The sequence below is a fragment of the Paraburkholderia sp. BR13439 genome (assembly GCF_040948805.1).
GTDB classification, from domain to species: Bacteria; Pseudomonadota; Gammaproteobacteria; order Burkholderiales; family Burkholderiaceae; genus Paraburkholderia; species Paraburkholderia youngii.
This window is the reverse complement of record NZ_JBFPKN010000016.1, coordinates 42,185-66,186: the sequence shown is the minus strand read 5'-3', so window position 1 is coordinate 66,186 and position 24,002 is coordinate 42,185. Positions and strand designations below refer to the sequence as shown.

Genomic DNA, 24,002 nt, shown 5'->3' with positions numbered 1-24,002 from the left:
CATGGTCCTGCAAAAAAAGATGTGGGGAAGTGAGCGTTACTTTCTGCGGTCGCGGCTGATATAGATCGCGAGCAGAATGATTCCGCCCTTGATCACGTTCTGCACGTATGGATTGACGCCGACCATGTTCAGGCCGTTATTCAGCACACCGAGCAACAGCGCGCCGATCAGCGTGCCGATGATCGAGCCGCGTCCACCGGAGATCGACGTGCCGCCCATCACGACGGCGGCGATTGCGTCGAGTTCGAAGCCGACGCCCGCGTTCGGCTGGCCGCTCATCAGACGCGCGGTCAGCACGATTGCGGCGAACGCGGACGTCAAGCCGGCGATCGTGTAGACGATCAGCTTCACGCGCGCGACACGCACGCCGGACAAGCGCGTCGCCTGCTCGTTGCCGCCGATCGCATACACGTAGCGGCCGAACGGCATCCGTTCGAGCAGCACCCATGCGATCACATAGATCACCGCCATGATTACGACCGGCGCCTGGATGCCGAGTATCTTGCCGCTGCCGAAGAAGCTGACCCAGTCGGGCAGACCGTCGATCGGGTAGCCGCCGGTGTAGATCAGCGCGAGGCCGCGCGCGATGCCCATCGTCGCGAGCGTGACGATGATCGGCGGCATGCCGGCGAACGCGACGAAAAAGCCGTTGGCCGCGCCGAAGCCGAGACCGACCGCGAGGCCGATCGCGAGCGCGGCCACCGCATTCATGCCGGCGACCATCAGCCCGGCCGACAGCGTGCCCGCGAGCGCCATCACCGAGCCGACCGACAGATCGATGCCGCCCGTCAGGATCACGCAGGTCATGCCGACCGCAATGATCGCGTTGATCGACACCTGGCGCAGCACGTTCTCGATGTTCGCGGCCGACAGAAAGCTGTCGCTCGCGAACACCATCACGATGCAGACCACCAGCAAGCCGATGAACGGATAGAACAGCGTCGAGCGTTTCAGCGCGGCCCAGGTGAAGCGCACCGGCGCGCCCGGCGTGTCGCTGCTGACGCTCGATGTTTTCGGCGAAGAGGAAGGATTAGGCATGTTCATGAGAAGCTCCAAGCGAACCGGCGGTCGCATAGGTCATCACGGCGTTCGATTCGATCGCATCGCCTTCGAGCAGCGCTTCGATGCGGCCTTGGCGGAACACGGCGACGCGGTCGCACATGCCGACGATTTCCGGCAACTCGGACGAGATCATGATGATCGAGTAGCCGCGCGCGGTCAGTTCGCGCATCAGCAGATAGATTTCGGCCTTCGCGCCGACGTCGATGCCGCGTGTCGGTTCGTCGAAGATCAGGATGTTGGTGTGGTGATTGAGCCAGCGCGCGATCACGACCTTCTGCTGATTGCCGCCCGACAGCGTCGCGACTTCGGTGTGCATCGTCGGCGCCTTCACGCCGACGCGCTTCATGATGTCGGCGGTCGCGCGCGCTTCGCTGCGCTGGTCGATGAAGAAACGCAGCGACCGGTACTTGCCGAGGTTGTTGATCGAGATGTTCTGCTTGATCGAGAAGTCCGTAATGAGCCCTTCCGTCTTGCGGCTCTCGGGCAGAATGCCGACGCCCGCGCGCAGCGCATCGGCCGGATCGGCGAGCTTCGCGGCCGTGCCGTTCACGCGAATTTCCTTCACGTACGCGCGCTCCGCGCCGATCACCGCGAGCGCAGTCTCGGTGCGCCCCGAGCCGACGAGTCCCGCGAAGCCGAGAATCTCGCCTTCGCGCAGCGTGAAGCTCAGCTCGGGGCTGTCTTTGAACAACTGCAGGCGCACGACGTCGAGCACGATCTTCGCATCGGCGCGCGGCGCCGGCTTCGGCGGAAAGCTGCTTTCGATGCGGCGTCCCACCATCATCTGCACGAGCCGGCTCACGTCGGATTGCGCGACCTCGGTCATGCCGACGTACTGGCCGTCGCGCAGCACCGTGATGCGGTCGCACACCTCAAAGATCTCTTCGAGGTGGTGCGAGATAAAGATCATCGCGACGCCCTGCTGCTTCAACTCGCGCATGATCGTGAACAGATGCGCGGCTTCGGCGGGCGTCAGCGTCGCGGTCGGTTCGTCGAGAATCAGCACGCGAGCATCGAGCGACAACGCCTTGCCGATTTCGACGAACTGCTGCTGCGCAACCGACAGCTCCCGGATCGGCACCGACAGATCGATCGCAACGCCAAGCCGCTGAAAAATCGCGGCACCCGCGCGCCGCATCCTGGCGCGTTCGAGCAGGCCGAAGCGATTGCGCATTTCACGGCCGAGAAACATGTTCTCCACCGCGTTCAGATACGGAATCAGGCTGAACTCCTGAAACACGATACCGACGCCCGCGGCCACCGCGTCGTGGTAGTTCGCGAAGTGGCGTTGCTCGCCGTCGAGCGTGATCGTTCCTTCGTCCGGCTGATAGATGCCGCACAGAATTTTCATCAGCGTCGATTTGCCCGCGCCGTTCTCGCCGAGCAGCGCGTGAATCTCGCCACGCGCGATCTCGAGATGAATGCCTTGCAGTGCCTTCACGCCGGGAAAACTCTTGCTGATGTTGTCGAGCTTCAGAAGCGTATCCATCGCGAGTTCCTTTGCTGCGCACCGCCGCGCATGATCGCCACGCGCGGCGGCCTGCGCTTGCGTTACCAGCTGAAGCCCTTCGCGTTGCTCCTGTCGATCATTTTCACGTCGACCGGAATCGCTTTCGGCACATTGGCGCCCCACTTCTTCGCGAGCGCGATGCCGAGCGCGATGCGTACCTGGTCGGCCGGGAACTGCGCCGACGTCTCGACGAATTTCGAATCCGGCTTCTGAATCGCGGCGATCGCCTCAGGCGCACCATCGACGCTCGTCAGCTTGATGTCCTTGCCCGACGATTCGATCGCCGACAGCGCACCCATCGAACCGCCGTCGTTCACGCTGAACACGCCCTTCAGATTCGGATGCGCCTGGATCATGTTCTCGGTGACGGACAGCGCGGTCGCGCGTTCCTGCTTGCCGTTCTGCGTATCGACGAGCTTCACGCCCGGCGACTTCGCGAGCGCCGCCTTGCAGCCACGCACGCGTTCGAGAATCGGCACGACCGGAATGCCGTCGAGAATCGCCACTTCGCCGCTGCCGCCGATCGACTTCGCGAGGTAGTCGCAAGCCATCACGCCCGCGTCGTAGTTCTTCGAGCCGACGAACGAATCGACCGGCCCGTTCGCGTTCGCATCGACCGCGACCACGACGACGCCCGCCTTCTTCGCCGACGTGACTGCCGACTGGATACCGGTCGAGTCGGTCGGATTGACGAGCAGGATGTCGATCTTCTTTTGCAGCATGTCTTCGACATCGCTGACCTGCTTGCTGACGTCGTGATGCGCGTCGGTGACGACGACGGTCGCGCCGGTCGACGCGGCCGCGTCGTTCAGCGCTTTTTGCATCGTCACGAAGTACGGGTTGTTCAGCTCCTGAAACGTCATGCCGATTTTCAGCGGCGCGGCCTGCGCGGTCTGCGCAGCCGACACGGCGACGAGCGACAAACCGAACGCGAGCGCGGAGATGCGGCGCGCGAACATCGTCGAAGAATTGAGCGAAAGAGTAGACGGCTTCATGGTTGTCTCCATTTTTTGAAGTGAGCACGCCCCCTCGCGCTGTGGGCGCACAGCGCGATCGATGCGTGTTGAAACGCGAGTGGACTAAAACAGCGGACTACCGGGCGGGCACTATGTGACCGGATACGCGACGCCGCTACGCGGCAAGCCCGGCGCGAGCACGATCGCCGGCGCGTTGTCGATGCCCCGGCCACGCGCGGCCGCTTGCTCGGAAGCGTCGCGGCTCGCATCGTTCAGTTGCTGATAACGGCGGAACGTCGATGGCGCCATGCCCTTCATGGCCAGAAACTGCCGGTTGAAATTCGACAGGTTGTTGAAGCCCGCCTTGAAGCAGATGTCGGTCACGCTCAGTTCGCCGTCGGTCAGCAACTGGCACGCGAGATTGATGCGCATGCGATTCACGTACTGCACGAAAGGCAGCCCGGTATGGCGGCGGAAATAACGCGAAAACGCGCTGACGCTCTGGCCGGCGAGTTGCGCAAGCTCCGACTCGCGCAATTCGTTCGAGAGGTTCTTGCCGATATACGCGAGCACATGATTGATGCGGGTCGCCGCGAAACTGGTCGGATCGGCCTGGTATGCGGGACTCGCGAGTGTGTCGCGATCCGGCGCGTTCATCAGGATCTCGAGCATCGACATGAACAGCACGAGCCGACGCAGTCCGCGCGCCCCGAGCAGTTCGAGAAAGAGTGGCTTGATTTGCGCCGAGGTCTCGTGACCGAACGACAGGCCGCGACGCGCATCGGCGAGCAGCGCCTCGACCTGCCGCCACTCCGGAAAACTCTCGAGACAGTTCGACACGAACTCCTGGCCGAATTGCACAACCAGATTGCGCTGCGCGACGCTCTCGCCTTCGGGCACGTCGCTGACCCAGTTGTGCGGCAGGTTCGGCCCCATCAGCACGAGATTGCCGGGCGCGAAGCTGCCGATGTGATCGCCGACGAACATCTTGCCGGTCGTCGCGACGATCAGATGGATCTCGTACTCCGGATGAAAGTGCCAGCGCACCGTGCGATACGGATAGCCATGCGACCACACTTTGAACGACTCGTCGTGGCGTACGGCCACGATTTCGAGATCAGGTTGCACTGTCTGCCTCCATGGAACGGCACGGTGAGGCGCCGCCGATCTTGATCTTGTAAAGCGAAAAGTAACCGCCAAAGGCGTTGGCGACCACTTAAAAAGAAACCGCGGACCGATACTTTTTTGCACTGGGGTTAATCCGGACGCGCGCGAGGTCAAATTTGACGCAATGCAATATGAAGGGCGCAGCGCGTGTTCCAGCCTCGGACACTGCTCGCTGCCGCCCGCGCATCCAGCATGCCGCGCTGCGCCATCAAAACCCCGCTCCGTTGCCTTGACTTTCGTTTCGCCGGGTACGATCATTCGCTCACATACAGAGCAAATGCTCTACACGCACAAAACGCGCGTCACGAGCGCGGTGGACGTTTGCAACTACGTGGCATGGGACCAGAGTAAGCGCTGAAGCGCCAACTCTGGCCGACATCGGAGACACGACATGAACAGCGGGCAAGGCAGCGGCGCGGCCGCACACGTGATCCTGCACATCGGCGCGGGATCGTTTCATCGCGCGCATCAGGCGTGGTATCTGCATCGGCTGCACGAAGCGAGCGCGGCCAGCGAGCCGCACTGGTCGCTGACCGTCGGCAATATTCGCGGCGACATGAACCCGGTGCTCGAAGCGCTCGCTGCGCAGAACGGCGTCTACACGCTCGAAACGGTCACGCCGCAAGGCCAGCGCGCCTACGAGACGATCCGCTCGATCGAGCGCGTGCTGCCGTGGAGCGAAAGCCTCGACGGATTGATCGAAGCGGGTGCCGATCCGGCCTGCAAGATCATCGCGTTCACCGTGACCGAAGGCGGCTATTACCTCGACGAACACGACCGGCTCGACACCGCGAATCCGGATCTCGCCGCCGACCTCGCCGGCGGTCACACGACGATCTACGGCGCGCTCGCGGCGATTCTCGACGCGCGCGTGAAGCGCGGCGCGGGACCGGTCACGCTGCAGACCTGCGACAACCTGCGCAGCAACGGCGAGCGCTTTCATGCGGGCATGAGCGAGTTTCTCGAACGACGCGGCGCGAACGAACTCGCGCAATGGTTCGACGACAACACCTCGTGCCCGTGCTCGATGGTCGATCGCATCACGCCGCGTCCGACGCCCGACGTGCGCGAGCGCGTGAAGGCCGCGACCGGCGTCGACGACGCGAGCCCGGTGATGGGCGAAGCGTTCATCCAGTGGGTGATCGAAGATCGCTTCATCGCGGGACGGCCGGCCTGGGAGAAGGTCGGCGCGGAACTCGTCGATTCGGTGCTGCCGTACGAAGAAGCGAAGATCCGCATCCTCAACGCGACGCATAGCTGCATCGCGTGGGCGGGCACACTGGTCGGCCTGAACTACATCCACGAAGGCACGCTCGACGCCGACATCCGCCAGTTCGCATACGACTACGTGACCGAGGACGTGATCCCGTGTCTGACACCGAGCCCGCTCGATCTCGAACGCTATCGCGACGTCGTGCTCGAGCGCTTCAGCAATCCGCATATTCTCGACACGAACCAGCGCGTCGCCGCCGATGGCTTCTCGAAGCTGCCCGGCTTCATCGCGCCGACACTCGCCGAATGCTTCGAGCGCGGCGTCACGCCGGCGGCGACCGCGATGCTGCCGGCGTTGTTCTTCCGCTTTCTGGAGCGCTGGCACACGGGCAAGCTGCCCTACGCGTATCAGGACGGTGTGATGGACGAGCGCGTCGCCCACGGCTTTTTCTCGACGCCCGATCCGCTGCGCGCGTTCGCGGCCGACCGGCTGCTGTGGGGCGGCATGGCGCAGACGCCCGAGCTCGAAGCGGCGCTCGCGGGCGCGCTCGCGCGTGTCGACGCTTGGCTCGCGAAACGCGGCGCGGCTTGACGAACCAGGCTTAATGCGCATGACAGCGCGCGCGATGTGCGGATAAAGTAGCGCATCCCCAACGACGAAGGTTTCGCTCCCATGTACCTAGGCATCGACCTCGGCACGTCCGAAGTGAAAGTTCTGCTGCTCGCCTCCGATGGCCGCGTGATCGGCACCGCAGGCTCGCCGTTCACCGTTTCGCGTCCACACCAGCGCTGGGCCGAGCAGAATCCCGAAGACTGGTGGGCGGGCACGCGCAGCGCGCTCGCCGCGTTGCGCGAGCGTCATCCCGACGAGTTCGCGCAGATTCGCGGCATCGGCCTGTCGGGGCAGATGCACGGCGCGGTGCTGCTCGATGCGGAGAATCGTGTGCTGCGGCCCGCGATCCTGTGGAACGACATGCGCAGCGACAAGGAATGCGCGGAGCTGACCGAGCGCGCGCCGGATCTGCACAGCGTCGCCGGCAATCTGGCGATGCCCGGTTTCACCGCGCCGAAGCTGCTGTGGGTCGCGCGTCACGAACCGGAGATTTTCGCCAGGACTGCCTGCGTGCTGCTGCCGAAAGACTATCTGCGCCTGCACCTGACGGGCGGCAAGGTGTCCGATCCGTCGGACGCGGCCGGCACGTTGTGGCTCGACGTCGCGAAACGCGATTGGTCGGATTCGCTGCTCGCGGCCTGCAACATGACGCGCGCGCAGATGCCGGCGCTGCGCGAAGGCAGCGCGCCGGCCGGCACGCTGTTGCCGGAACTCTCGCGCGAATTCGGCCTGCGCGACGACGTGATCGTCGCGGCCGGCGGCGGCGACAATGCGACCAGCGCGATCGGCATCGGCGCGACGCAACCGGGCGACGGCTTCGTGTCGCTGGGTACATCGGGCGTGCTGTGCGTGGTCGGCGACAGCTTCCGGCCGAACCCGGCCTCCGCCGTGCACGCGTTCTGTCATGCGATCCCGGACCGCTGGCATCAGATGAGCGTGGTGCTGTCGGCGGCGAGCTGTTTGCGCTGGGTCTGCAAGCTCACGTCGACCGACGAGCCGACGCTGCTCGCCGAAATCGAGGCGCTGCCCGCCGAGGCGTTGACCACCGCGCCGCTCTTCTTGCCGTATCTGTCGGGCGAGCGCACGCCGCATAACGACCCCTACGCGCAGGGCGTATTCTTCGGCATGACTCACGCCACCGACCGCGCGCTGCTCGGCTACGCGGTGCTCGAAGGCGTGACGCTCGCGCTGACCGACGGCCTCGATGCGCTGCGCGCGGCCGGCACCGAAGCGAAAGTGCTGTCGCTGCTCGGCGGCGGCGCACGCAGCGATTACTGGGCCCAGTTGCTCGCCGATGCGCTCGACACCGCGACCGTCAAGCATGGCGGCGGCGAAACCGGCGCGGCACTCGGCGCGGCGCGTCTCGGCTGGCTCGCCGCAGGTGGCGAGCCGGCCACCGTGCTGACCAAGCCGCCCGTCGAAAAGGAGTTCACGCCGAATCCGCGCCGCCACGCGGAATTGCGCACGCGCCTCGAAGCGTATCGCGCGCTGTATCGCCACGTACGGCCGCTGTTCGATCCCGCCCGCGCACCGCTCGCCTGAGCGTTATCCGCGGCCGGCCTGCGCGACAGACGCGCCGCCGGCCGCTATCATCGGCACACTTCAAGCGAAATCTCATCGTGCCCAGGTCCACAGAAAAACTCGATCTCGCCACGCGCGCCGCGTGGCTTTACTACGTCGCGGGCAATACCCAGAACGAAATCGCCGAGAAGCTGCAGGTGTCGCGGCCGGTCGCGCAGCGGCTCGTCGCATTCGCGGTCGAAAAGAACCTGATCCGCGTGCGGGTCGATCACAAGCTCGCCGATTGTCTTTCGCTCGCCGATCAGCTGTCGAAACGCTACGGCCTCAGCATGTGCGAGGTCGTGCCGATCGACGGCGATACACCCGAGGAACTCGACCGCAAGCTCGCGGTGGCCGGCGCGCAGGTGATGGAGCGTTATCTGACAGCGGAAAAGCCGATGGTCGTCGCGGTCAGCAGCGGGCGCACACTGAAAGCCGCGGTCGATCAGATCGCGCAGCTGGACCGTCCGCAGCACCGGTTGGTATCGATGGTCGGGGCGATCGCGCAGGACGGCTCATCGAACCGCTACGACGTCGCGCTGCACATTTCTGAAAAGACTGGTGGCAAGCATTTTCTGCTGCCCGCGCCGCTGCTCGCCGACAGCGAGGCCGAGCGCGCGCAGTGGTGCAATCACCGTCTTTATCGGATCGTCGAGTCGCTGTCCGCGCAGGCCGACGTGGCGTTCGTCGGCATCGGCAACATCGGCATGACCTGTCCATTGCACGAGGACGGCTTCATCACGGAAGGCGAGGTGAAGGAGTTGATGCACAACGGCGCGGTCGCCGAAATGCTGGGCCTGCCGATCGATGCGGCCGGCGCGCACGTCGAATCGCCGACCGGCCGGCGCGTGACGAGCATCGCGCTCGACGCGCCGCCGCGCCGGCCGACCATCGGGTTTGCGGGCGGACAGCGCAAGCGTGAGGCGTTGATTGCGGTGCTCAAGGGTGGGTGGTTGTCGGGGCTCGTGACGGATGAGTTGTGTGCGCGGGCGGCGTTGGAGGCGTGATTGGGCTGCGTTTAGATGACGCGCATGAATGGCATGGAGAGGGGCCCGCAGACAAGGCGGGCCTTCCGTTTTTTAACCTACTGAGCGATTGGTTACTCACTCGTCAAATCAATCTTCATCTTCAAACCAGCTACAGAAATATTGCCCATCTCCACTACTTATAAGAACACCCGAGTCGAATGTTGAGTCCGCAAAACCATTCCATGAACCGGATGACGGCGATTCCTTGTTTGAAAAGTATTTGCTGTCTTTTGACTCATTTCCCGCAATTATTTCTTCAGCTAGCCCTTCCGCTCTACCCCCGTCCATGCGTTCATAATCATAAGCCTGTCCTTTCCATAGCAAATTCGTGAGAATAGCAATGGCCCTGGCTCTATTCTGAGGCATAAGCATCGTCTCGTCGGGAGTCAGGCCGAATTTGGACAGCACCAAAGACAAGTCATCTGAATAGTCCAGCACATTAGAAACTCTGACCATCGTTGAGCCTCTCGCCGCAAGGATATCGGCAACTAAACTCATTTTCATTTCCTTCAATTAAACACCCAGATAAGCGATGAGAAAGATAACCGGGGGATTCGCGGTCCGGCTATGGGCAATGGATGATTCGGCGAAGAAAGCGCTGTCCGGCGGCCAATACCGGGCCGCCAAAGCCGCTCCACGCTGACCGACAGTCAGACGGCACGGCGCTCGCACTATCTGTAGCTCCGTTACGACGAAACCGTCGCAGCGAGCGTAATGCTTTGGCTATTCCAGCTTCACGCAAAACAGGCACCGCGCATCCGACTACGGAAAATTCGGAGTTGTCCCAACCTTGAGAGACGGTCAGCAAGTCAGCATTGGAGCCCCACGAAAACATCAGAGGGTTTCGATATGCCCGGTGCCGATAACGCCGAAGGAGTGAAGGTTGTACTGAGTGCTCCGCAACTCGCGGCCGTGCTGTCTCGCCAGTCGATCAGTCAGACGGAGATGCTTTCCAACCGGCTTTGGGGCGGGTTACAGGTCGTCGGCGGCGTGCTGGAAATGGTCGGCGCGGGTGTGCTGTGCGCTTTGCCAGATCCGACGATGGCGAGCAAAGCCGGCTGTGTCGTATTCGGGGTACATGGCTCCGACTCAGCGGCGGCTGGCCTGCGGCAGGTCTGGACGGGTCAGGACACGGCCACGCTGACCCAACGGGGCACGACTAAACTCGCTCAAGCGATGCAAGCGAGCCCCGACATGGCGAACAATATCGGCCTGTCCCTCGATATCGCCGTGCCATTCGGCTTCGCTGGCTCGATCAGGGCGGCGCGCGCTGCGCGCATAGCAATAGGCCGGATCAACCTGGACATGCATGAAGCGAAGGAGGGCAGCAGGATCGGTGGACATACGCTTTTGAAACATGTCGGAAGGACTGAAGCGCAGTTGCGGGAAAGACTGGTAAATGAGCCGCAGCGGAAAGTCGTGTCATCGTTCACAAACCGCGGAACTGCGGAATTGGCTATATCGGAAGTTATGTCTTCAAACGCAATTAGACTCCGCGCGTGGGCGCAGAATCCGACGCGAGATATTACTCTTACGCTGATTAAGCACGTCGCGGGTGACGTTGGATATGGGATATCGAGGGCAACAGGAAAGCTGACGAAGATGAACAGAGTGACAGTCTTTCTAAAGTACGAACCCTATAATGGCATGCCATATTACGTGCTTACCGCTTATATTGACTGAAGGGAAAACGATGTCACCCGAACGCTACCCCGCGATGCACCGCATATTTCACGTATATTTTGGTCAGGACTTTGACCTTTTTGGCGAAACCATTGCCGAAATCGTGGCTTGTTACAAAAAGGACAGCCCCCACACTTATTCGAATTTGATTCATGAAATCAATTCGTTCATGGATGAGCACTCGGCCGATCTGGATTGTGCGTTTGAAAGAAGCTACGGAGCGGGCTTTGATCCGACGCTGTGGGGACATACCACCGGGTCTTTTCTTAATGAGCTTAAGCGTCTCATGAGCGAATAGCGTCGCTTTCCCCGAACCGGACGGCTCCCGCCGTCCGGAGGTTTTCCCTGCTTTTATTTCACATCGGCAACCCAAAGCGCCCAACACCCTCTATAGACAGCGCCTTGAGTGCGCCGTCTGTTTCCGCAATGCGTCATCGGCCGATCAAGCCGCCAACACCTCAACAATCTTGCGCTGGAACGCCTTCCCGTCGCTGTCGAACAGATGGCAATGCTCCGGCGTCGCGCCGAGCTTCTGCGTGTTGCCCTTCGCATGACGTTCGAGCGGCGGGATCCGCGCGATCAAACCGTCCGGCGCGACGCTCGACTCCGCGTACAGGTACGCGGCATCGCCGAGCGATTCGACCGTCATCGTGCGTGCCTCGATACCGTCCTCGGTCGTGCTGACGTGCAGGTGTTCGGGGCGAATGCCGACCGTCACCTTGTCGCCCTGCTTGGCCGCGCCGGGCTCGACCGACACCCGCTGCGTCTCGCCGGTCTCGTAACGCACCGCGACACCGTCGCGCGACACCGACTGCACAATGCCTTCCATGAAGTTCATCTTCGGCGAACCGATGAAACCTGCGACGAAACGGTTCGCGGGCGCGTGATACAGCATCGTCGGGCTGCCGACCTGCTCCAGATTGCCCGCCGACAACACCACGATCTTGTCGGCCAAAGTCATCGCCTCGACCTGGTCGTGCGTCACGTAGATCATCGTCGTCTTCAGCTCGTCGTGCAGGCGCGCGAACTCGAGGCGCATCTTCACGCGCAACGCGGCGTCGAGATTCGATAGCGGCTCGTCGAACAGGAACACCTTCGGCTTGCGCGTGATCGCGCGGCCGATCGCGACGCGCTGCCGCTGTCCGCCCGACAACTGCTTGGGCTTGCGATCGAGCAGATGGTCGATATGCAGAATCTTCGCCGCATTGCGCACGGCCGCGTCGATCTCCGGCTTCTTCGCGCCGGCGAGCTTCAGGCCGAACGCCATGTTGTCGTACAGCGTCATGTGCGGATACAGCGCGTACGACTGGAACACCATCGCGATGCCGCGCTTGGCCGGCGGCACGTCGTTCATACGCACGGCGTCGATGTTCAGATCGCCGCCCGTGATGTCCTCGAGGCCCGCGATCATCCGCATCAGGGTCGATTTGCCGCAACCGCTCGGCCCGACGAATACGACGAACTCGCCATCGGCGATGTCGAGATTGATGTCACGCATCACTTCGTTGTCGTCGTAGGCCTTTCTGATGTTGCGCAAGGTTACGCTTGCCATGATGTGTCTCCGTGTAATGCTGTTCGATGCTGCTCGTTACTTCGTGCTGCTACCTGATGCCGTGTCGTGTCGCATACGTTCGCGCGCTCATGGCGCCGCGGCCGTCGCGGACAGTGTCCATTGCGCGACGAGGTCGGGCAACTGCCGCATGTCGTCGAACACATGACGCGCGCCCGCCGCGTGCAGACGGTCGATCTGCGCATCGCTCGCATGACCGCCGCCGATAAACCCCAGCACCGCCATGCCCGCCGTGGCCGCCGCCGTGACACCCGTCACGCTGTCCTCGACGACGAGGCACGCGGCAGGCGCGAGCCCGAAGCCTTGCGCCGCCGCCAGATACACGTCCGGCGCGGGCTTCGGATTCGGCACCGCGTCGGCGCAGAACAGCCGCTCGCCGAAGAACCGCTTCAGGCCCGTGCGCGCCAGCACCGTCTCGACGTACGGCCGGAAGCTATTGCTCGCGCAGCCTTTGACGAGCGGCACCTGAGTCAGCGCCATCTCGATGCCGTCTACCGCGGGCGCATCGATCGCCGCCGCTTCGACCGCGCGGCGGATCGCGTCGATATCGTCGGCGCCGAGCTGCTGGCCGAGCTGCGTCGCAGTGTCCTGCAGCACGCGCTCGATGCGCAGCCCGAGCAGCGGCAGCACGACCGGCTCGACCTCGACGCCGGGCCAGCGCGCCTCGAGTTCCCGCACCAGCATGCGCGCTGCCACCGCTTCGCTGTCGATCAGCACGCCGTCGCAATCGCAGATCAACGCATATCGCGCGACGCCCGGACCCGCCGTCGGGTCCGCCATCACTTGACCGCCCCGAACGTGAGGCCGCGCACCAGCTGCTTCTGCGACAGCCAGCCGACGATCAGGATCGGTGCGACCGCCAGCAACGAAGCGGCCGACAACTTCGCCCAGAACAACCCCTCAGGACTCGAATACGACGCGATGAACACGGTCAGCGGCGCGGCGTTCGAGCTCGACAGGTTGATGCTCCAGAACGCCTCGTTCCACGCGAGAATCACGAGCAGCAGCGCGGTCGACGCGAGTCCGGGCAGCGCCATCGGCATCAGCAGATAGACGATCTCCTGCCATGTCGCCGCGCCGTCGATGCGCCCGGCTTCAAGAATGTCACGCGGGATTTCGGCGAAGTACGTGAACGCCATCCAGACCGCGATCGGCAGATTGATCAGCGTGTAGACGATGATCAGACCCGACACCGTATCGAGCAGGCCGCTGTTTTTCCACAGCAGATAGATCGGCACCAGCACGCCGACCGACGGCATCATCTTCGTCGACAGCATCCACAGCAGCACCTTCTGCGTGCGGTGCGTCGGGAAGAACGCCATCGCGTACGCACAAGGCACCGCGAGGATCAGGCACAGCAGCGTGACACCGACCGAGATCAGCACCGAGTTCCACGCGAACGCGAAGTAGTTGCTGCGCGCGAACACCTCGCGGAAGCTGTCGAGCGTCGGCATGAAAAACAGCGACGACGCGTAGGCCTGCTGCTCGGTCTTGAACGCGGTGATCGTCATCCAGAAGATCGGGAAGAACAGCAGCAGCGCGACCAGCCACGCGATCACGCCGGGAATGCCGCGGCGAATCGTGTCGAACGGCGATTTGGTCGGCACCGCGACGGGCTGCGTCGTCGATGCCGCAGTGGAGGCAACGTGGCTCATTTTTCGTACTCCCCTTTCAGGTTCTTCGCGAGCATCCGCACGAGGAAGAACGACACGATGTTGGCCAGCACGACCGCGAGAATACCGCCCGCCGATGCGAGACCGACGTCGAACTGTTGCAGGCCGAGCGAGAAGATCAGATACGACAGCGTGGTGGTCGCGTTGCCGGGGCCGCCGCCCGTGGTCGTGTAGATCTCGGCGAAGATCGACAGCAGGAAAATCGTCTCCATCATCACGACGACCGCGATCGCGCGTCTCAGATGCGGCAGTGTGATGTAGAAGAACATCGAGAACGGACCCGCACCGTCGATCTTCGCGGCTTCCTTCTGCTCCTGGTCGAGCGACTGGATCGCCGTGAACAGAATCAGGAACGCGAACGGCAGCCACTGCCACGCGACGATCATGATCACCGCGGTCAGCGGATAGTCGGCGAACCAGTCTATCGGCTGCATGCCGAGCGCGCGCATGCCCTGCGCGACGAGGCCATACACCGGGTGCAGGATCATGTTCTTCCAGATCAGCGCGCTGACCGTCGGCATCACGAAGAACGGCCCGATCGCGAGCAGGCGCGCGATGCCCTGCCCGTAGAACTTGCGATCGAACAGGATCGCCATCAGCACCCCGCCGACCACGGTGATCACGAGCACCCACACGATCAGCTCGATCGTGTGCGCGATCGACGGGCCGAACGACGGATCGGTCGCGAGATAGCGGTAGTTGTCGAAACCTGCGAAACCGCGCAGATCGGGATTCAGCAGGTTGTAGTGCGAGAACGAGAACCAGATCGTCATCGCGAGCGGAATGACCATCCACAGCACGAGAACGCTGACCGACGGCGCCACGAGCCAGCGGGCCGAATTGGCCTTACGCTCCTCGCGTTCTTTTTCTGTCTGGGGATGGGCGTGCATCAAAGGTAGGCGCAAAGGACGCATGATGGACCACCTGTTCGGTAATGCGCGGAGCGTTCGCCCGAGCCGCGTGTGTGCGACGCGGCGTGCCGTGCTGAATGACGCACGGCACGCGCCGCATCGCTTACGGCGCAGACCAACGGCCGCCCTGCTTCATGAGCCGCATCGGTCGATGCGGCGGGCATGCCGGGTTACAGCAGCGCAGTTATTTCTGCGCAGTTATTTCTGATAACCCGCCTGCTTGACCGCGCGGTCCGCGGCCGCGTTGCCGGCCGCGAGCGCCTGGTCGACCGTCATCTGACCGGCGATCGCGCCGGAGACGCTCTGCCCGACCACCGTGCCGAACGACTGGAACTCGGGAATTCCGACGAACTGCACGCCGGTGTAGGGGACCGGCTTCAAGGTCGGATGATCCGGGTCGGCGGTCTGGATCGCCTTCAGCACGAAGTCGCCGAATGGCGCTGCCTGCTTGTACTCGGGGCGCGCATAGGTGGACTGGCGCGTGCCCGGAGGCACCGAGGCCCAGCCTTCATCTTTCGCGACCATCTCGATGTAATCCTTCGAGGTGGCCCACTCGATGAACTTCTTCGCCGCATCTTGCTGCTTCGACGACTTCGGAATCGCCAGCGCCCACGCCCACAGCCAGTGCGAGCCCTTCGGCGTGACCGCGACCGGCGCCGCGGCGAAGCCGACCTTGTCGGCGATCTGCGACTGCTGCTTGTTGTACAGCATGCCGGCCGCGACCGTCGCGTCGATCCACATCGCGCACTTGCCGGACGACATCAGCGTCAGGTTTTCGTTGAAGCCGTTCGAGCTCGCTCCCGGAGGGCCGTCCTTCTTCAGCAGATCGACATAGAACGTCATCGCCTTCTTCCATTCCGGCGAGGTCAGCTGCGCGTTCCACTTGTCGTCGAACCAGCGGCCGCCGAACGTGTTCACGACCGTCGTGCCGTACGCCATGTTCTCGCCCCAGCCCGCCTTGCCGCGCAGGCAGATGCCGTATTGCTCCTTGGACTTGTCGGTGAGCTTGTCGGCGAATTGCGCGATCTGGTCATAGGTCGGCTGGTCGGGCATCTTCAGGCCGGCCTTGTCGAACAGATCCTTGCGGTAATAGGTCATCGAGCTTTCGACGTAGAACGGCAGCGCGTACAGCTGGCCGTTCGCGGACAGGCCGTCGCGGGCCGTCTTGACGACGTCGTTCAGGTCGTAGTTCGCGGGCAGGTTCGTGATCGGCGCGAGCCAGCCGCGCTTGCCCCATTGCGGCGTTTCGTACGCGCCGATCGTCATCACGTCGAACTGGCCGCTGCCGGTCGTGATGTCGGTCGTCGCGCGCTGACGCAGCACGTTTTCTTCGAGGATCACCCAGTTCAGCTTGATGTCCGGATTCGCTTTTTCGAACGCGGGCGACAGCTTCTTCAGCTCGATCATGTCCGGATTGTTCAGTGTCGCGATCGTCACCGTCGCCGCCGATGCGCTCAGCGCGAAGCAGGTGGCCGCGCCGGCACCGGCCGCCTTCAGCGCGAATTTGAAAGCTGGTTTCATGGTTGTCTCCTTTCTCATACGTTATGTGATGCTGCGTTCGTTTGACGGAATGACGCGCCGCTCCGAGCAGCCAACGTGCCCGCTCCCTGCTCTTCGTTCAGCTCATCCAGTTGCCGCCGTCGACGTTCAGCGTCTGCGCGGTGATGTAGTCGGCATCGGCAGACGCGAGGAACAGCGCGGCGCCGGTCAGGTCGTCGGGCACGCCCATGCGGCCGAGCGGCACGGCCTCGCCGACGAGGCGCTTCTTCTCGCCGAGCGGCCGGTTCTCGTAGCGTGCGAACAGCGCGTCGACCTCGTTCCACATCGGCGTGTCGACGACGCCCGGCGCGATGCCGTTTACATTGATCTTATGCGGCGCGAGCGCGAGCGCCGCGGACTGCGTATAGCTCAACACCGCCGCCTTGGTCGCGCAGTAGTGCGACACGAGCGCCTCGCCGCGCCGGCCGGCCTGCGACGACATGTTGATGATCTTGCCGCCGCGGCCCTGCTCGACCATCTGCCGCGCGACCGCCTGCATCAGGAAGAACATGCCCTTCACGTTGACCGCGAACAGGCGGTCGAACACGTCCCAGGATTCGTCGAGGAGCGGGCGCATGTCGAACAGCGCCGCGTTGTTGAACAGGATGTCGATCTGGCCGAAGCAGCCGAGCGTGCTCGTGACGATGCGCTCGATGTCCTCGCGGCGCCGGACGTCGGCACTGACGCTCAACACGCGCTCGCCGTAGGTGCCGCGCAGCGCGCCGCCGATGCTGTCGGTCGGCTTCACGTCGACCAGCACGCAGCGCGCGCCTTCGTCGAGATAGCGCAGGGCTACCGCTTCACCGATACCGCTGGCCGCGCCCGTCAGAATGGCGACCTTATCCTGCAATCGTGCCACTGCCTGTCTCCGGTTCGTTTTTACATCCTCGCGCGTAGTGAGCGAACGCTCATCGCGCGATCAATTGCTCGGCTTGTGATCGAATGATCGGATACGGGCCGGGTCATGTCAAGGCACGCGGACGAATTTCGATGGTGCAGCGCGGCAGGCTTCCAATCCGCGAAGATTCGCGCTGCTGACAAAAAATCGCGATACGTTATATCATTTCGACCTCGTCGCCCGCCCGGGGGCGTCACGCAAGGAGATTCACGCCGATGACTACCTCGCTCGCCGAACAGCACGCCATGCGCCTCGCGCATGCGGATGCGCACGCCGCGGCGCAGGGGCTCGCGCTGACGCCGCTGCGTCGCCAGGTGTATGCGGTGATCGTCGCAAGCGAGCGGCCGGTCGGCGCGTACGAGTTGCTCGACGCGCTCGCGCCCGAGCGCGGTCGCATGCCGCCGACCACCGTCTACCGCGCGCTCGACTTCCTCGTCGCGCATGGCTTCGTGCATCGGATCGAATCGAAGAACGCATTCGTCGCTTGCTGCGAAATCGGCGTGCCGCATCGCAGCCAGTTCCTGATGTGCGACGGCTGCGGCGCGACCGTCGAGATTCCCGGCGACGAACTCGCCGACCGCCTGTCGCACAGCGCGCCCGCGTATGGCTTCGAGGTGCATCGCCAGGTGATCGAGTTGAGCGGCCTGTGCGGGCTATGTGCGCGAGCCGCGAAGCCTGGCGGCGGCGCAGCGGGCGCTTCGTCGTAATCAGACGCGCGGCGCCGCGCTGTATTTGGCCTTGCCACCCCGGGCAACTCATTCAAACTCTCCAGCAGCAGGAAACAACGATGAAAACGATCCCCTTGATGTTGTCCCGAGCGCAGCGCGCGCTGAAGGGTTCGATGTCTGTACGCACCCATCTGCGCACGTATCTGCTCGCGCTCGCGGCGCTCGGCTTCGGCCATGGCGCGTTCGCCGCCGACGCGAAGATTTCGGTCGTCGCCGCGGAGAATTTTTATGGCGATGTGGTGCGGCAACTCGGCGGCGATCGTGTCGACGTGACCAGCATCCTCAACAACCCGGACCAGGACCCGCATCTGTTCGAAGCGAGCCCGGCCACCGCGCGCGCGTTGCAGCACGCGAGTCTCATCGTCTACAGCGGCGCCGACTACGATCCGTGGATGGGCAAGCTGCTAGCCGCGTCGAAAGGCGCGCAGCGCACCGTGATCGTCGCGGCCGATCTGGTGGGCAAAAAAGGTGGCGACAATCCGCACCTGTGGTACGACCCGGCGACGATGCCCAAAGTCGCGCGCGCGGTCAGCGACGCGCTCAGCGCTGCTGACCCGGCGCACAAGACGGCGTACGATGCGAACCTCGCGAAGTTTCTCGGTTCGCTGAAGCCGATCGACGCGAAAGTAGCCGAGCTGCATGGCCGCTATGCGGGCCTGCCGGTCACGGCGACCGAGCCGGTGTTCGGCTATATGTCGGACGCGATCGGCCTGAATATGCGCAACCAGCGCTTCCAGCTCGCCGCGATGAACGACACCGAAGCGAGCGCGGCCGATATCGCCGCGTTCGAACGCGATCTGCGCGAGCGGCGCGTGCGCGTGCTGATCTACAACAGCCAGGCCACCGAGGCGCTGACCCAACGCATGCTGAAGCTCGCGCAACAATCGAAGGTACCGACGGTGAGCGTCACCGAAACCCTGCCGGCCGGCAAGACCTATCAGACGTGGATGCTGACGCAGCTGGACGCGCTGCAGAAGGCGCTCGCGGCGGGTGATACAAACGGCCCGAACGGTGCGACCAACGCAAAAGGACAGACTCCATGACTCCGACTGGCCATCCAACGCCAGCAGATGCGCCGGCAAGCGCACCGACCGCACGCGGCGACACGCCCGTGCTCGAACTCGACAACGTGACGCTCGATCTGGGCGGCCGCACGATCCTGCGCGACACCAGCTTCGACGTGAACCAGGGCGAGTTCATCGGTGTGCTCGGGCCGAACGGCGCGGGCAAGACGACGCTGATGCGCGCGGTACTCGGCCTCGTGCCCGCCGCGGCCGGCGCGATTCGCGTGCTCGGGCAGACGGTCGAGCGCGGCAACGCGTCGATCGGCTATATGCCGCAGACGCGCAGCGCGCTCGCCGGCCGCCGTGTGCGCGGCCGCGATTTCGTCGCGATGGCCGCCGATGGTCATCGCTGGGGCTTGCCGCATGCGGATGCGAAAACGCGCGCGGACGTCGATCGGGTGCTCGAACTCGTCGGTGGGACGAATCTCGCGAAGCGGCCGCTGTCGGAGTTGTCGGGCGGCGAACGGCAGCGGCTCCTGCTCGCGCAATGCCTGCTCGGTAATCCGAAACTGCTGCTGCTCGATGAGCCGTTGATCAGTCTCGATCCGCATCATCAGAAGAGCGTCGTCGAACTCGTGCGGCGCGTGCAGCGGGAGCTCGGCATCTCGGTGCTGTTCTCCGCGCATGAACTCAATCCGCTGCTGAACTCGATCGATCGCGTGCTGTATCTCGGCAGCGGCGTCGCGGCGCTCGGCACCGTCGACGAAGTGATCACGCGGCCGGTGTTGTCGCGTCTGTACGGCTCGCCGATCGACGTGATGCGCGTGAACGGCCGCATCTTCGTGATGTCGGGCGGCGTCGAAGTCGAGAAGCACGATCACGAGCACGAACACGACGAGGAAGGCGGACATACGCATTCGCACGGCTACCCGCATGACCACGGCCACGGTCATTCACACGGCCACTCACACAGTCACTCCAACCCGCAAGGCTCACGCGACGGACACAAGCACGATGTTTGAATACGATTTCATGGTGAACGCATTCGCGGCGTCGGGGATCGTCGCGGTGCTGGCCGGCGTGGTCGGCTATTTTCTGGTGATGCGTGGACAGACCTTCGCGGGCCACGCACTGTCGCATGTCGGCTTCACCGGCGCGACCGGCGCGGTGCTGATCGGCATCTCGCCGATCTGGGGGATGATCGGCTTCACGCTCGCGGCCGGTGTCGGCATGGGCGCGCTCGGCGAACGGCTCGCTGGCCGGGACGTCGCGATCGGCGTGATCCTTTCCTTGTCGCTCGGCTTCGGGCTGCTGTTTCTGCACTTTTTCACCGCGTATGCGACGCAGGTGACGGCGCTGCTGTTCGGCAACGTGCTCGGCGTCAATGCATCGACGCTCGGGGTGCTTGCCGCGCTCGGTGTAGTGAGTCTCGTGGCGCTCGCGGCGATCATGCGGCCGCTGCTGTTCGCGTCGCTGCAGCCGGAGCTGGCCGAAGCGAAGGGCGTGTCGCTGCGCCGCGTGTCGGTGCTGTTTCTCGCGATCGCCGCGCTGGCCGTTGCCGCCTGCACGCAGATCGTCGGCGTGCTGCTCGTGTTCACGCTGATGGTAGGCCCGGCCGCCGCCGCCCAGAACCTGAGCACGCGGCTGTCCACCGGTCTCGTGCTCGCGGCCGTGTTCGCACTCGCGCAGGCGTGGCTCGGCTTGACGCTCGCGTTCTATACCGATTGGCCGACGAGCTTCTGGATCACCGTGCTGTCGGCGGCGGTGTATGGCGGGAGTTTGCTGAAGCGGCATTGAGTGGCGCTTTCGTCGATCGCATGAAAAAACGGCGGCACGTGATGTCCCGCCGTTTTTTCATTCAGCTCCGCGTTTTACGACGTTTTTCAGCCTAGCAACACCTTCGCGTGATGCGCGAGATGATCCTCGATGAACGTCGAAATGAAGTAGTAGCCGTGGTCATAGCCTTCGTGCCGGTGCAACGTCAACGGCTGCCCCGCGGCCTTGCACGCCGCCTCGAACACGTCGGGATTCAGCTGCGTGGGCAGGAACTGATCCGCGAGTCCCTGATCGACGAGAATCCCTGCCGCGAACTTGCGCGTCGCGTGCGCGACCAGCTCGCTCGCGTCGTACTGCTTCCACGCTTCACGGTTCTCGCCGAGATAGCCGCTGAACGCCTTCTCGCCCCACGGACAACGCATCGGCGCCGCGATCGGCGCGAACGCCGACACCGACCGATAAATGTCCGGATTGCGCAGCGCAAGCACCAGCGCACCGTGCCCGCCCATCGAGTGACCGAAGATGCCGAGGCGCTCGCCATCGATCGGCAGGTTCGCAAGCGCCGTCTCGCGCAGTTCATCCCGCACGTATGAGTACATCCGGTAATTCCTGGACCACGGCTCCTCGGTGGCGTCCACATAAAAGCCCGCGCCGACGCCGAAGTCCCACGCATCGCTCTCGCCTGGCACGCCCGCGCCGCGCGGACTCGTGTCCGGCGCGATCAATGCGAGCCCATGCTGTGCCGCGAAGCGCTGCGCGCCGGCCTTGATCGGAAACGTTTCTTCCGTGCTGGTCAGTCCGGCCAGATAGAACAACGCCGGCACACGTCCCGCGTTCTCATGCAATGCCTGCGGCGGTAGATAGACCGAGAAGCGCATCGGCAGACCGATCGCGCGCGACTCGTGCCGGTAAAAGCGCTGCTCGCCGCCATGACAGGCGTGCGACGATAGTAGTTCGAGCATCGTGAGATTCCTCGCTTAGTAGAGCACGGCCGAGCGGATCGACTTGCCCTTCTTCATCAGATCAAAGCCCTCGTTGATACGCTCGAGCGGCAGACGGTGCGTGATGGAGTAGTCGGTATGGGAGATGCCCGTCGCCTTCACCTCGATCAGGACCTCACCGGCGCGCGGACCTTCGAGATCGACTTCCTCGATGGTCAACGGGGCGCCGGCTTTCCATGCGATTGCTGCTTTGCTCTTCATCGTCAATGCTCCTCCCAGTCCGTGAGTGCGTGAGTGCGTGAATGCGAAATGGGCATCGCGTGCCCGGCGACCACGTGGCGCGCGAAAAGCGTAATGGTATTGCATAGCGCGCGAAGGCTGCGCCGCCGCTGCTACTGCGCTCCGCGCGGCGCCCCGCCACCGAACCACGGCTCGACCCGGCCGTACAGCTCGACGAAGCGCGCATACCGTTCAGCAAGGGCCGCATCACCTCGCGGACCCGCAACGCGCGTCGCGCCCGGCGCGAGCGCGGCGAGATCGCGCGTTAGCCAGTGGCCGCACGCGAGGCCGCCAAGGATCGCCGCACCGCGCGGCGCCGCGTTCGGGCAATCGACCGCGTGCAGTTCGACGTCGAGCGCATCGGCGAGCAGTTGCCGCCAGCGTGCATCGACGGAGCCGCCGCCAGCGAGCTTGAGCGCCGTCACCGGTGCGCCACTCGCGCGAATCGCGTCGAGCCCGGCGCGCAACGAGAACGCCACGCCCTCGAACGCGGCGCGCATCATCGCCCCGCGCGTGTGCTCGAGCGATAAACCGAGCCAGCCGCCGCGCGCCTGCGGGTTCAGCCACGGCGTGCGCTCGCCGGTCAGGTACGGCAGGAAAGTCAGCGTCGACGCGGCGTGACCCGTTGCATCGGCGGCTGCATCAGCGGCATCGCCGAATGCGTCGCGGTAAGCCTGCGCCCACTCATACGACAGCCACCCGCGCACCCGCTCCAACGCGATGCCGACGTTCTGCATCGCCGCCATCCGATACCAGTGATCGCTCGCCGCCCGATAGCGATGCAAGCCCTTCAGCGGCGCCGGTTCGTCGTTCGCGAGCACGACGATCTGTCCGCCGCTGCCGGTCGTCAGCAGCGCGTCGCCGTCCTGCGCGAGTCCGCTGCCGAGCGCCGCGCACGGTGTGTCCGCGGCGCCGGTCGCGAGCACGATACCGGCCCGCAAACCGAGTGCCTGCGCGGCCTGCGGCGACAGCGCGCCTGACGCCGCATACGACGACGCCAGCGGCGCGAACCACTCGCGCGGAATCTTGAGCCGCTCCAGCAGCGCCGTGTCCCACGCGCCGGCGGGATCGGCGAGCGCGGTCGCGCATGCATCGGACGCATCGGTTACGCACGCGCCGCCGAGCGCGACGCGCAGCCAGTCCTTCGGCTGCAGCGCCCAGCGCGTGCGGCGCGCGGCCTCCGGTTCATGCAGCACGAGCCAGCGCAGCAGCGGACCGGCCATGCCGGGCGCGACCGGATTCGGTTGCGGCTCCGGCCACGCGTCGAGCACGGCGAGCGCGCGCGAGTCGGGCCACAGCATTGCGCGCCGCACCGCCGCGCCGCTTGCATCGAGCACCACGACGCCGTGCATCTGACCGGAGAAGCCGATCGCGCGCACGCCATTGCGCAGCTCGCGCGGCAGGCCCGCCATCGCATCGACGAGCGCGTTCCACCATGTCTCGACGTCGATTTCGGCCCAACCCGCGTGCGGCGTAACGAGGGCATACGCGACGCTCGATACCGCCTGCTCGCGTCCATGTTCGTCGACGATTGCCGCTTTCAGGGAGCCGGTGCCGAGGTCGATGCCGAGAAAACTCATGAGCGCAGGGACGTTGGAATGACGATGAGGAAGGAGCCAGCGAGGCTGGCGACGAGACATGCAAGCGAAGCAAATAAACCAGGCCGCCGCGACACCGCGAACGTTCGGCGAACGGGTCGAAAAACTCGCAGAAAAAAGCCCATTCGCGGGTTAACCCCCTCGTGCGGCGAGCGTCGTCAAAACAGGACTATGCGTGAAGCGTGATACACGCCATTGATTCTCACACATCTCCCCGCCGACGACGAAGCCGCGCCGCGCACGCGACGCACCGCCGGCAATCGCCGCCGCGTAGGGCTTGCCGCCGCTGCGCTG

The 24,002-nt window shown here is 64.3% G+C and carries 22 protein-coding genes and 1 pseudogene; 9 read left to right on the top strand and 14 right to left on the bottom strand.

The window, feature by feature from the left end; translation table 11 throughout:
* Positions 1 to 36: 36 nt before the first annotated feature.
* The 4 genes from AB3X96_RS28045 to AB3X96_RS28030 all read right to left on the bottom strand — a co-directional run bounded on the left by AB3X96_RS28045 (position 37) and on the right by AB3X96_RS28030 (position 4,656).
* Positions 37 to 1,044, bottom strand: coding sequence for an ABC transporter permease (locus AB3X96_RS28045; protein WP_368592292.1), 1,008 nt, complete (start codon positions 1,042 to 1,044; stop codon positions 37 to 39).
* Positions 1,031 to 2,551: a sugar ABC transporter ATP-binding protein gene (locus AB3X96_RS28040; protein ID WP_368592291.1), complete on the bottom strand. Its 1,521-nt coding sequence runs from the start codon at positions 2,549 to 2,551 to the stop codon at positions 1,031 to 1,033. Before AB3X96_RS28040 ends, AB3X96_RS28045 begins: the two co-directional genes overlap by 14 nt.
* A gap of 62 nt (positions 2,552 to 2,613) precedes the next feature.
* Positions 2,614 to 3,567, bottom strand: a complete 954-nt coding sequence (locus AB3X96_RS28035; RefSeq protein ID WP_368592290.1) for a substrate-binding domain-containing protein — start codon at positions 3,565 to 3,567, stop codon at positions 2,614 to 2,616.
* A 111-nt stretch (positions 3,568 to 3,678) separates the two neighbouring features.
* Positions 3,679 to 4,656, bottom strand: coding sequence for an AraC family transcriptional regulator (locus tag AB3X96_RS28030; RefSeq protein ID WP_368592289.1), 978 nt, complete (start codon positions 4,654 to 4,656; stop codon positions 3,679 to 3,681).
* Positions 4,657 to 5,086: 430 nt separating this feature from the next.
* Between AB3X96_RS28030 and dalD the strand changes: the two genes are divergently transcribed.
* The 3 genes from dalD to AB3X96_RS28015 all read left to right on the top strand — a co-directional run bounded on the left by dalD (position 5,087) and on the right by AB3X96_RS28015 (position 9,087).
* Positions 5,087 to 6,499 carry a D-arabinitol 4-dehydrogenase gene (gene dalD, locus AB3X96_RS28025; protein ID WP_368592288.1) on the top strand — a complete coding sequence of 471 codons (1,413 nt, stop codon included), beginning with the start codon at positions 5,087 to 5,089 and terminating at the stop codon, positions 6,497 to 6,499.
* Between the two features lie 81 nt (positions 6,500 to 6,580).
* On the top strand, positions 6,581 to 8,062 hold the full coding sequence (xylB, locus tag AB3X96_RS28020; RefSeq protein WP_368592287.1) for a xylulokinase: 1,482 nt from the start codon (positions 6,581 to 6,583) through the stop codon (positions 8,060 to 8,062).
* 77 nt (positions 8,063 to 8,139) lie between these two features.
* Positions 8,140 to 9,087: a sugar-binding transcriptional regulator gene (locus tag AB3X96_RS28015; protein ID WP_176105172.1), complete on the top strand. Its 948-nt coding sequence runs from the start codon at positions 8,140 to 8,142 to the stop codon at positions 9,085 to 9,087.
* A gap of 108 nt (positions 9,088 to 9,195) precedes the next feature.
* Here AB3X96_RS28015 and AB3X96_RS28010 read toward each other — a convergent pair whose 3' ends face one another.
* On the bottom strand, positions 9,196 to 9,606 hold the full coding sequence (locus AB3X96_RS28010) for a hypothetical protein (RefSeq protein ID WP_368592286.1): 411 nt from the start codon (positions 9,604 to 9,606) through the stop codon (positions 9,196 to 9,198).
* A 351-nt stretch (positions 9,607 to 9,957) separates the two neighbouring features.
* Between AB3X96_RS28010 and AB3X96_RS28005 the strand changes: the two genes are divergently transcribed.
* The gene (locus tag AB3X96_RS28005; protein WP_368592285.1) at positions 9,958 to 10,791 is read left to right on the top strand and encodes an RNase A-like domain-containing protein; all 834 of its coding nucleotides are present in this window, start codon (positions 9,958 to 9,960) and stop codon (positions 10,789 to 10,791) included.
* Positions 10,792 to 10,801: 10 nt separating this feature from the next.
* A complete protein-coding gene (locus tag AB3X96_RS28000; protein WP_368592284.1) occupies positions 10,802 to 11,089 on the top strand; it encodes a contact-dependent growth inhibition system immunity protein in 288 nt (95 codons plus the stop codon).
* Positions 11,090 to 11,233: 144 nt separating this feature from the next.
* Here the strand turns inward: AB3X96_RS28000 and AB3X96_RS27995 are convergent, their stop codons facing one another.
* The 6 genes from AB3X96_RS27995 to AB3X96_RS27970 all read right to left on the bottom strand — a co-directional run bounded on the left by AB3X96_RS27995 (position 11,234) and on the right by AB3X96_RS27970 (position 17,343).
* Positions 11,234 to 12,343 carry an ABC transporter ATP-binding protein gene (locus tag AB3X96_RS27995; RefSeq protein ID WP_368592283.1) on the bottom strand — a complete coding sequence of 370 codons (1,110 nt, stop codon included), beginning with the start codon at positions 12,341 to 12,343 and terminating at the stop codon, positions 11,234 to 11,236.
* 87 nt (positions 12,344 to 12,430) lie between these two features.
* The gene (locus AB3X96_RS27990; protein WP_368592282.1) at positions 12,431 to 13,141 is read right to left on the bottom strand and encodes an HAD family hydrolase; all 711 of its coding nucleotides are present in this window, start codon (positions 13,139 to 13,141) and stop codon (positions 12,431 to 12,433) included.
* Positions 13,141 to 14,016 carry a carbohydrate ABC transporter permease gene (locus tag AB3X96_RS27985; RefSeq protein ID WP_013090394.1) on the bottom strand — a complete coding sequence of 292 codons (876 nt, stop codon included), beginning with the start codon at positions 14,014 to 14,016 and terminating at the stop codon, positions 13,141 to 13,143. The genes AB3X96_RS27990 and AB3X96_RS27985 overlap by 1 nt, the downstream gene beginning before the upstream one ends.
* Positions 14,013 to 14,948 (bottom strand): carbohydrate ABC transporter permease, encoded by a 936-nt coding sequence (locus AB3X96_RS27980; protein WP_026229139.1) that lies wholly within the window; start codon positions 14,946 to 14,948, stop codon positions 14,013 to 14,015. Before AB3X96_RS27980 ends, AB3X96_RS27985 begins: the two co-directional genes overlap by 4 nt.
* Positions 14,949 to 15,143: 195 nt before the next feature.
* The gene (locus tag AB3X96_RS27975) at positions 15,144 to 16,466 is read right to left on the bottom strand and encodes a sugar ABC transporter substrate-binding protein (protein WP_368592281.1); all 1,323 of its coding nucleotides are present in this window, start codon (positions 16,464 to 16,466) and stop codon (positions 15,144 to 15,146) included.
* Positions 16,467 to 16,563: 97 nt separating this feature from the next.
* The gene (locus AB3X96_RS27970) at positions 16,564 to 17,343 is read right to left on the bottom strand and encodes an L-iditol 2-dehydrogenase (RefSeq protein WP_176105164.1); all 780 of its coding nucleotides are present in this window, start codon (positions 17,341 to 17,343) and stop codon (positions 16,564 to 16,566) included.
* Between the two features lie 254 nt (positions 17,344 to 17,597).
* Here AB3X96_RS27970 and AB3X96_RS27965 point away from each other — a divergent pair, with 254 nt between their 5' ends.
* From AB3X96_RS27965 to AB3X96_RS27950, 4 genes are all read left to right on the top strand, one after another.
* Positions 17,598 to 18,089, top strand: a complete 492-nt coding sequence (locus AB3X96_RS27965) for a Fur family transcriptional regulator (RefSeq protein WP_368592280.1) — start codon at positions 17,598 to 17,600, stop codon at positions 18,087 to 18,089.
* An 80-nt stretch (positions 18,090 to 18,169) separates the two neighbouring features.
* Positions 18,170 to 19,153: a metal ABC transporter solute-binding protein gene (locus tag AB3X96_RS27960; RefSeq protein WP_368592279.1), complete on the top strand. Its 984-nt coding sequence runs from the start codon at positions 18,170 to 18,172 to the stop codon at positions 19,151 to 19,153.
* A complete protein-coding gene (locus tag AB3X96_RS27955; protein WP_368592278.1) occupies positions 19,150 to 20,136 on the top strand; it encodes an ABC transporter ATP-binding protein in 987 nt (328 codons plus the stop codon). Before AB3X96_RS27960 ends, AB3X96_RS27955 begins: the two co-directional genes overlap by 4 nt.
* Positions 20,129 to 20,911 (top strand): metal ABC transporter permease, encoded by a 783-nt coding sequence (locus AB3X96_RS27950; RefSeq protein WP_013090401.1) that lies wholly within the window; start codon positions 20,129 to 20,131, stop codon positions 20,909 to 20,911. The genes AB3X96_RS27955 and AB3X96_RS27950 overlap by 8 nt, the downstream gene beginning before the upstream one ends.
* An 86-nt stretch (positions 20,912 to 20,997) precedes the next feature.
* On the opposite strand, the gene fghA is transcribed toward AB3X96_RS27950, so the two are convergent.
* The 3 genes and pseudogenes from fghA to AB3X96_RS27935 all read right to left on the bottom strand — a co-directional run bounded on the left by fghA (position 20,998) and on the right by AB3X96_RS27935 (position 23,690).
* A complete protein-coding gene (fghA, locus tag AB3X96_RS27945) occupies positions 20,998 to 21,852 on the bottom strand; it encodes an S-formylglutathione hydrolase (protein WP_368592277.1) in 855 nt (284 codons plus the stop codon).
* A gap of 108 nt (positions 21,853 to 21,960) precedes the next feature.
* A pseudogene (locus tag AB3X96_RS27940) lies at positions 21,961 to 22,092 on the bottom strand (S-(hydroxymethyl)glutathione dehydrogenase); the annotation flags it as partial.
* A gap of 131 nt (positions 22,093 to 22,223) precedes the next feature.
* Positions 22,224 to 23,690, bottom strand: coding sequence for a xylulokinase (locus tag AB3X96_RS27935; protein ID WP_368592276.1), 1,467 nt, complete (start codon positions 23,688 to 23,690; stop codon positions 22,224 to 22,226).
* Positions 23,691 to 24,002: the final 312 nt, after the last annotated feature.

Excerpts from the sequence above, each read along its gene's own strand:
- AB3X96_RS27985 (WP_013090394.1), bottom strand. The coding sequence starts at position 14,016 with ATGAGCCACGTTGCCTCCACTGCGGCATCGACGACGCAGCCCGTCGCG.
- AB3X96_RS27960 (WP_368592279.1), top strand. The coding sequence starts at position 18,170 with ATGAAAACGATCCCCTTGATGTTGTCCCGAGCGCAGCGCGCGCTGAAG.
- AB3X96_RS27980 (WP_026229139.1), bottom strand. The coding sequence starts at position 14,948 with ATGCGTCCTTTGCGCCTACCTTTGATGCACGCCCATCCCCAGACAGAA.
- dalD (WP_368592288.1), top strand. The coding sequence starts at position 5,087 with ATGAACAGCGGGCAAGGCAGCGGCGCGGCCGCACACGTGATCCTGCAC.
- AB3X96_RS27995 (WP_368592283.1), bottom strand. The coding sequence starts at position 12,343 with ATGGCAAGCGTAACCTTGCGCAACATCAGAAAGGCCTACGACGACAAC.
- AB3X96_RS28035 (WP_368592290.1), bottom strand. The coding sequence starts at position 3,567 with ATGAAGCCGTCTACTCTTTCGCTCAATTCTTCGACGATGTTCGCGCGC.
- AB3X96_RS28040 (WP_368592291.1), bottom strand. The coding sequence starts at position 2,551 with ATGGATACGCTTCTGAAGCTCGACAACATCAGCAAGAGTTTTCCCGGC.
- AB3X96_RS27965 (WP_368592280.1), top strand. The coding sequence starts at position 17,598 with ATGACTACCTCGCTCGCCGAACAGCACGCCATGCGCCTCGCGCATGCG.
- xylB (WP_368592287.1), top strand. The coding sequence starts at position 6,581 with ATGTACCTAGGCATCGACCTCGGCACGTCCGAAGTGAAAGTTCTGCTG.
- AB3X96_RS28045 (WP_368592292.1), bottom strand. The coding sequence starts at position 1,044 with ATGAACATGCCTAATCCTTCCTCTTCGCCGAAAACATCGAGCGTCAGC.
- fghA (WP_368592277.1), bottom strand. The coding sequence starts at position 21,852 with ATGCTCGAACTACTATCGTCGCACGCCTGTCATGGCGGCGAGCAGCGC.
- AB3X96_RS28005 (WP_368592285.1), top strand. The coding sequence starts at position 9,958 with ATGCCCGGTGCCGATAACGCCGAAGGAGTGAAGGTTGTACTGAGTGCT.
- AB3X96_RS27950 (WP_013090401.1), top strand. The coding sequence starts at position 20,129 with ATGTTTGAATACGATTTCATGGTGAACGCATTCGCGGCGTCGGGGATC.
- AB3X96_RS27990 (WP_368592282.1), bottom strand. The coding sequence starts at position 13,141 with ATGGCGGACCCGACGGCGGGTCCGGGCGTCGCGCGATATGCGTTGATC.
- AB3X96_RS28000 (WP_368592284.1), top strand. The coding sequence starts at position 10,802 with ATGTCACCCGAACGCTACCCCGCGATGCACCGCATATTTCACGTATAT.
- AB3X96_RS27975 (WP_368592281.1), bottom strand. The coding sequence starts at position 16,466 with ATGAAACCAGCTTTCAAATTCGCGCTGAAGGCGGCCGGTGCCGGCGCG.
- AB3X96_RS28010 (WP_368592286.1), bottom strand. The coding sequence starts at position 9,606 with ATGAGTTTAGTTGCCGATATCCTTGCGGCGAGAGGCTCAACGATGGTC.
- AB3X96_RS27935 (WP_368592276.1), bottom strand. The coding sequence starts at position 23,690 with ATGAGTTTTCTCGGCATCGACCTCGGCACCGGCTCCCTGAAAGCGGCA.
- AB3X96_RS27955 (WP_368592278.1), top strand. The coding sequence starts at position 19,150 with ATGACTCCGACTGGCCATCCAACGCCAGCAGATGCGCCGGCAAGCGCA.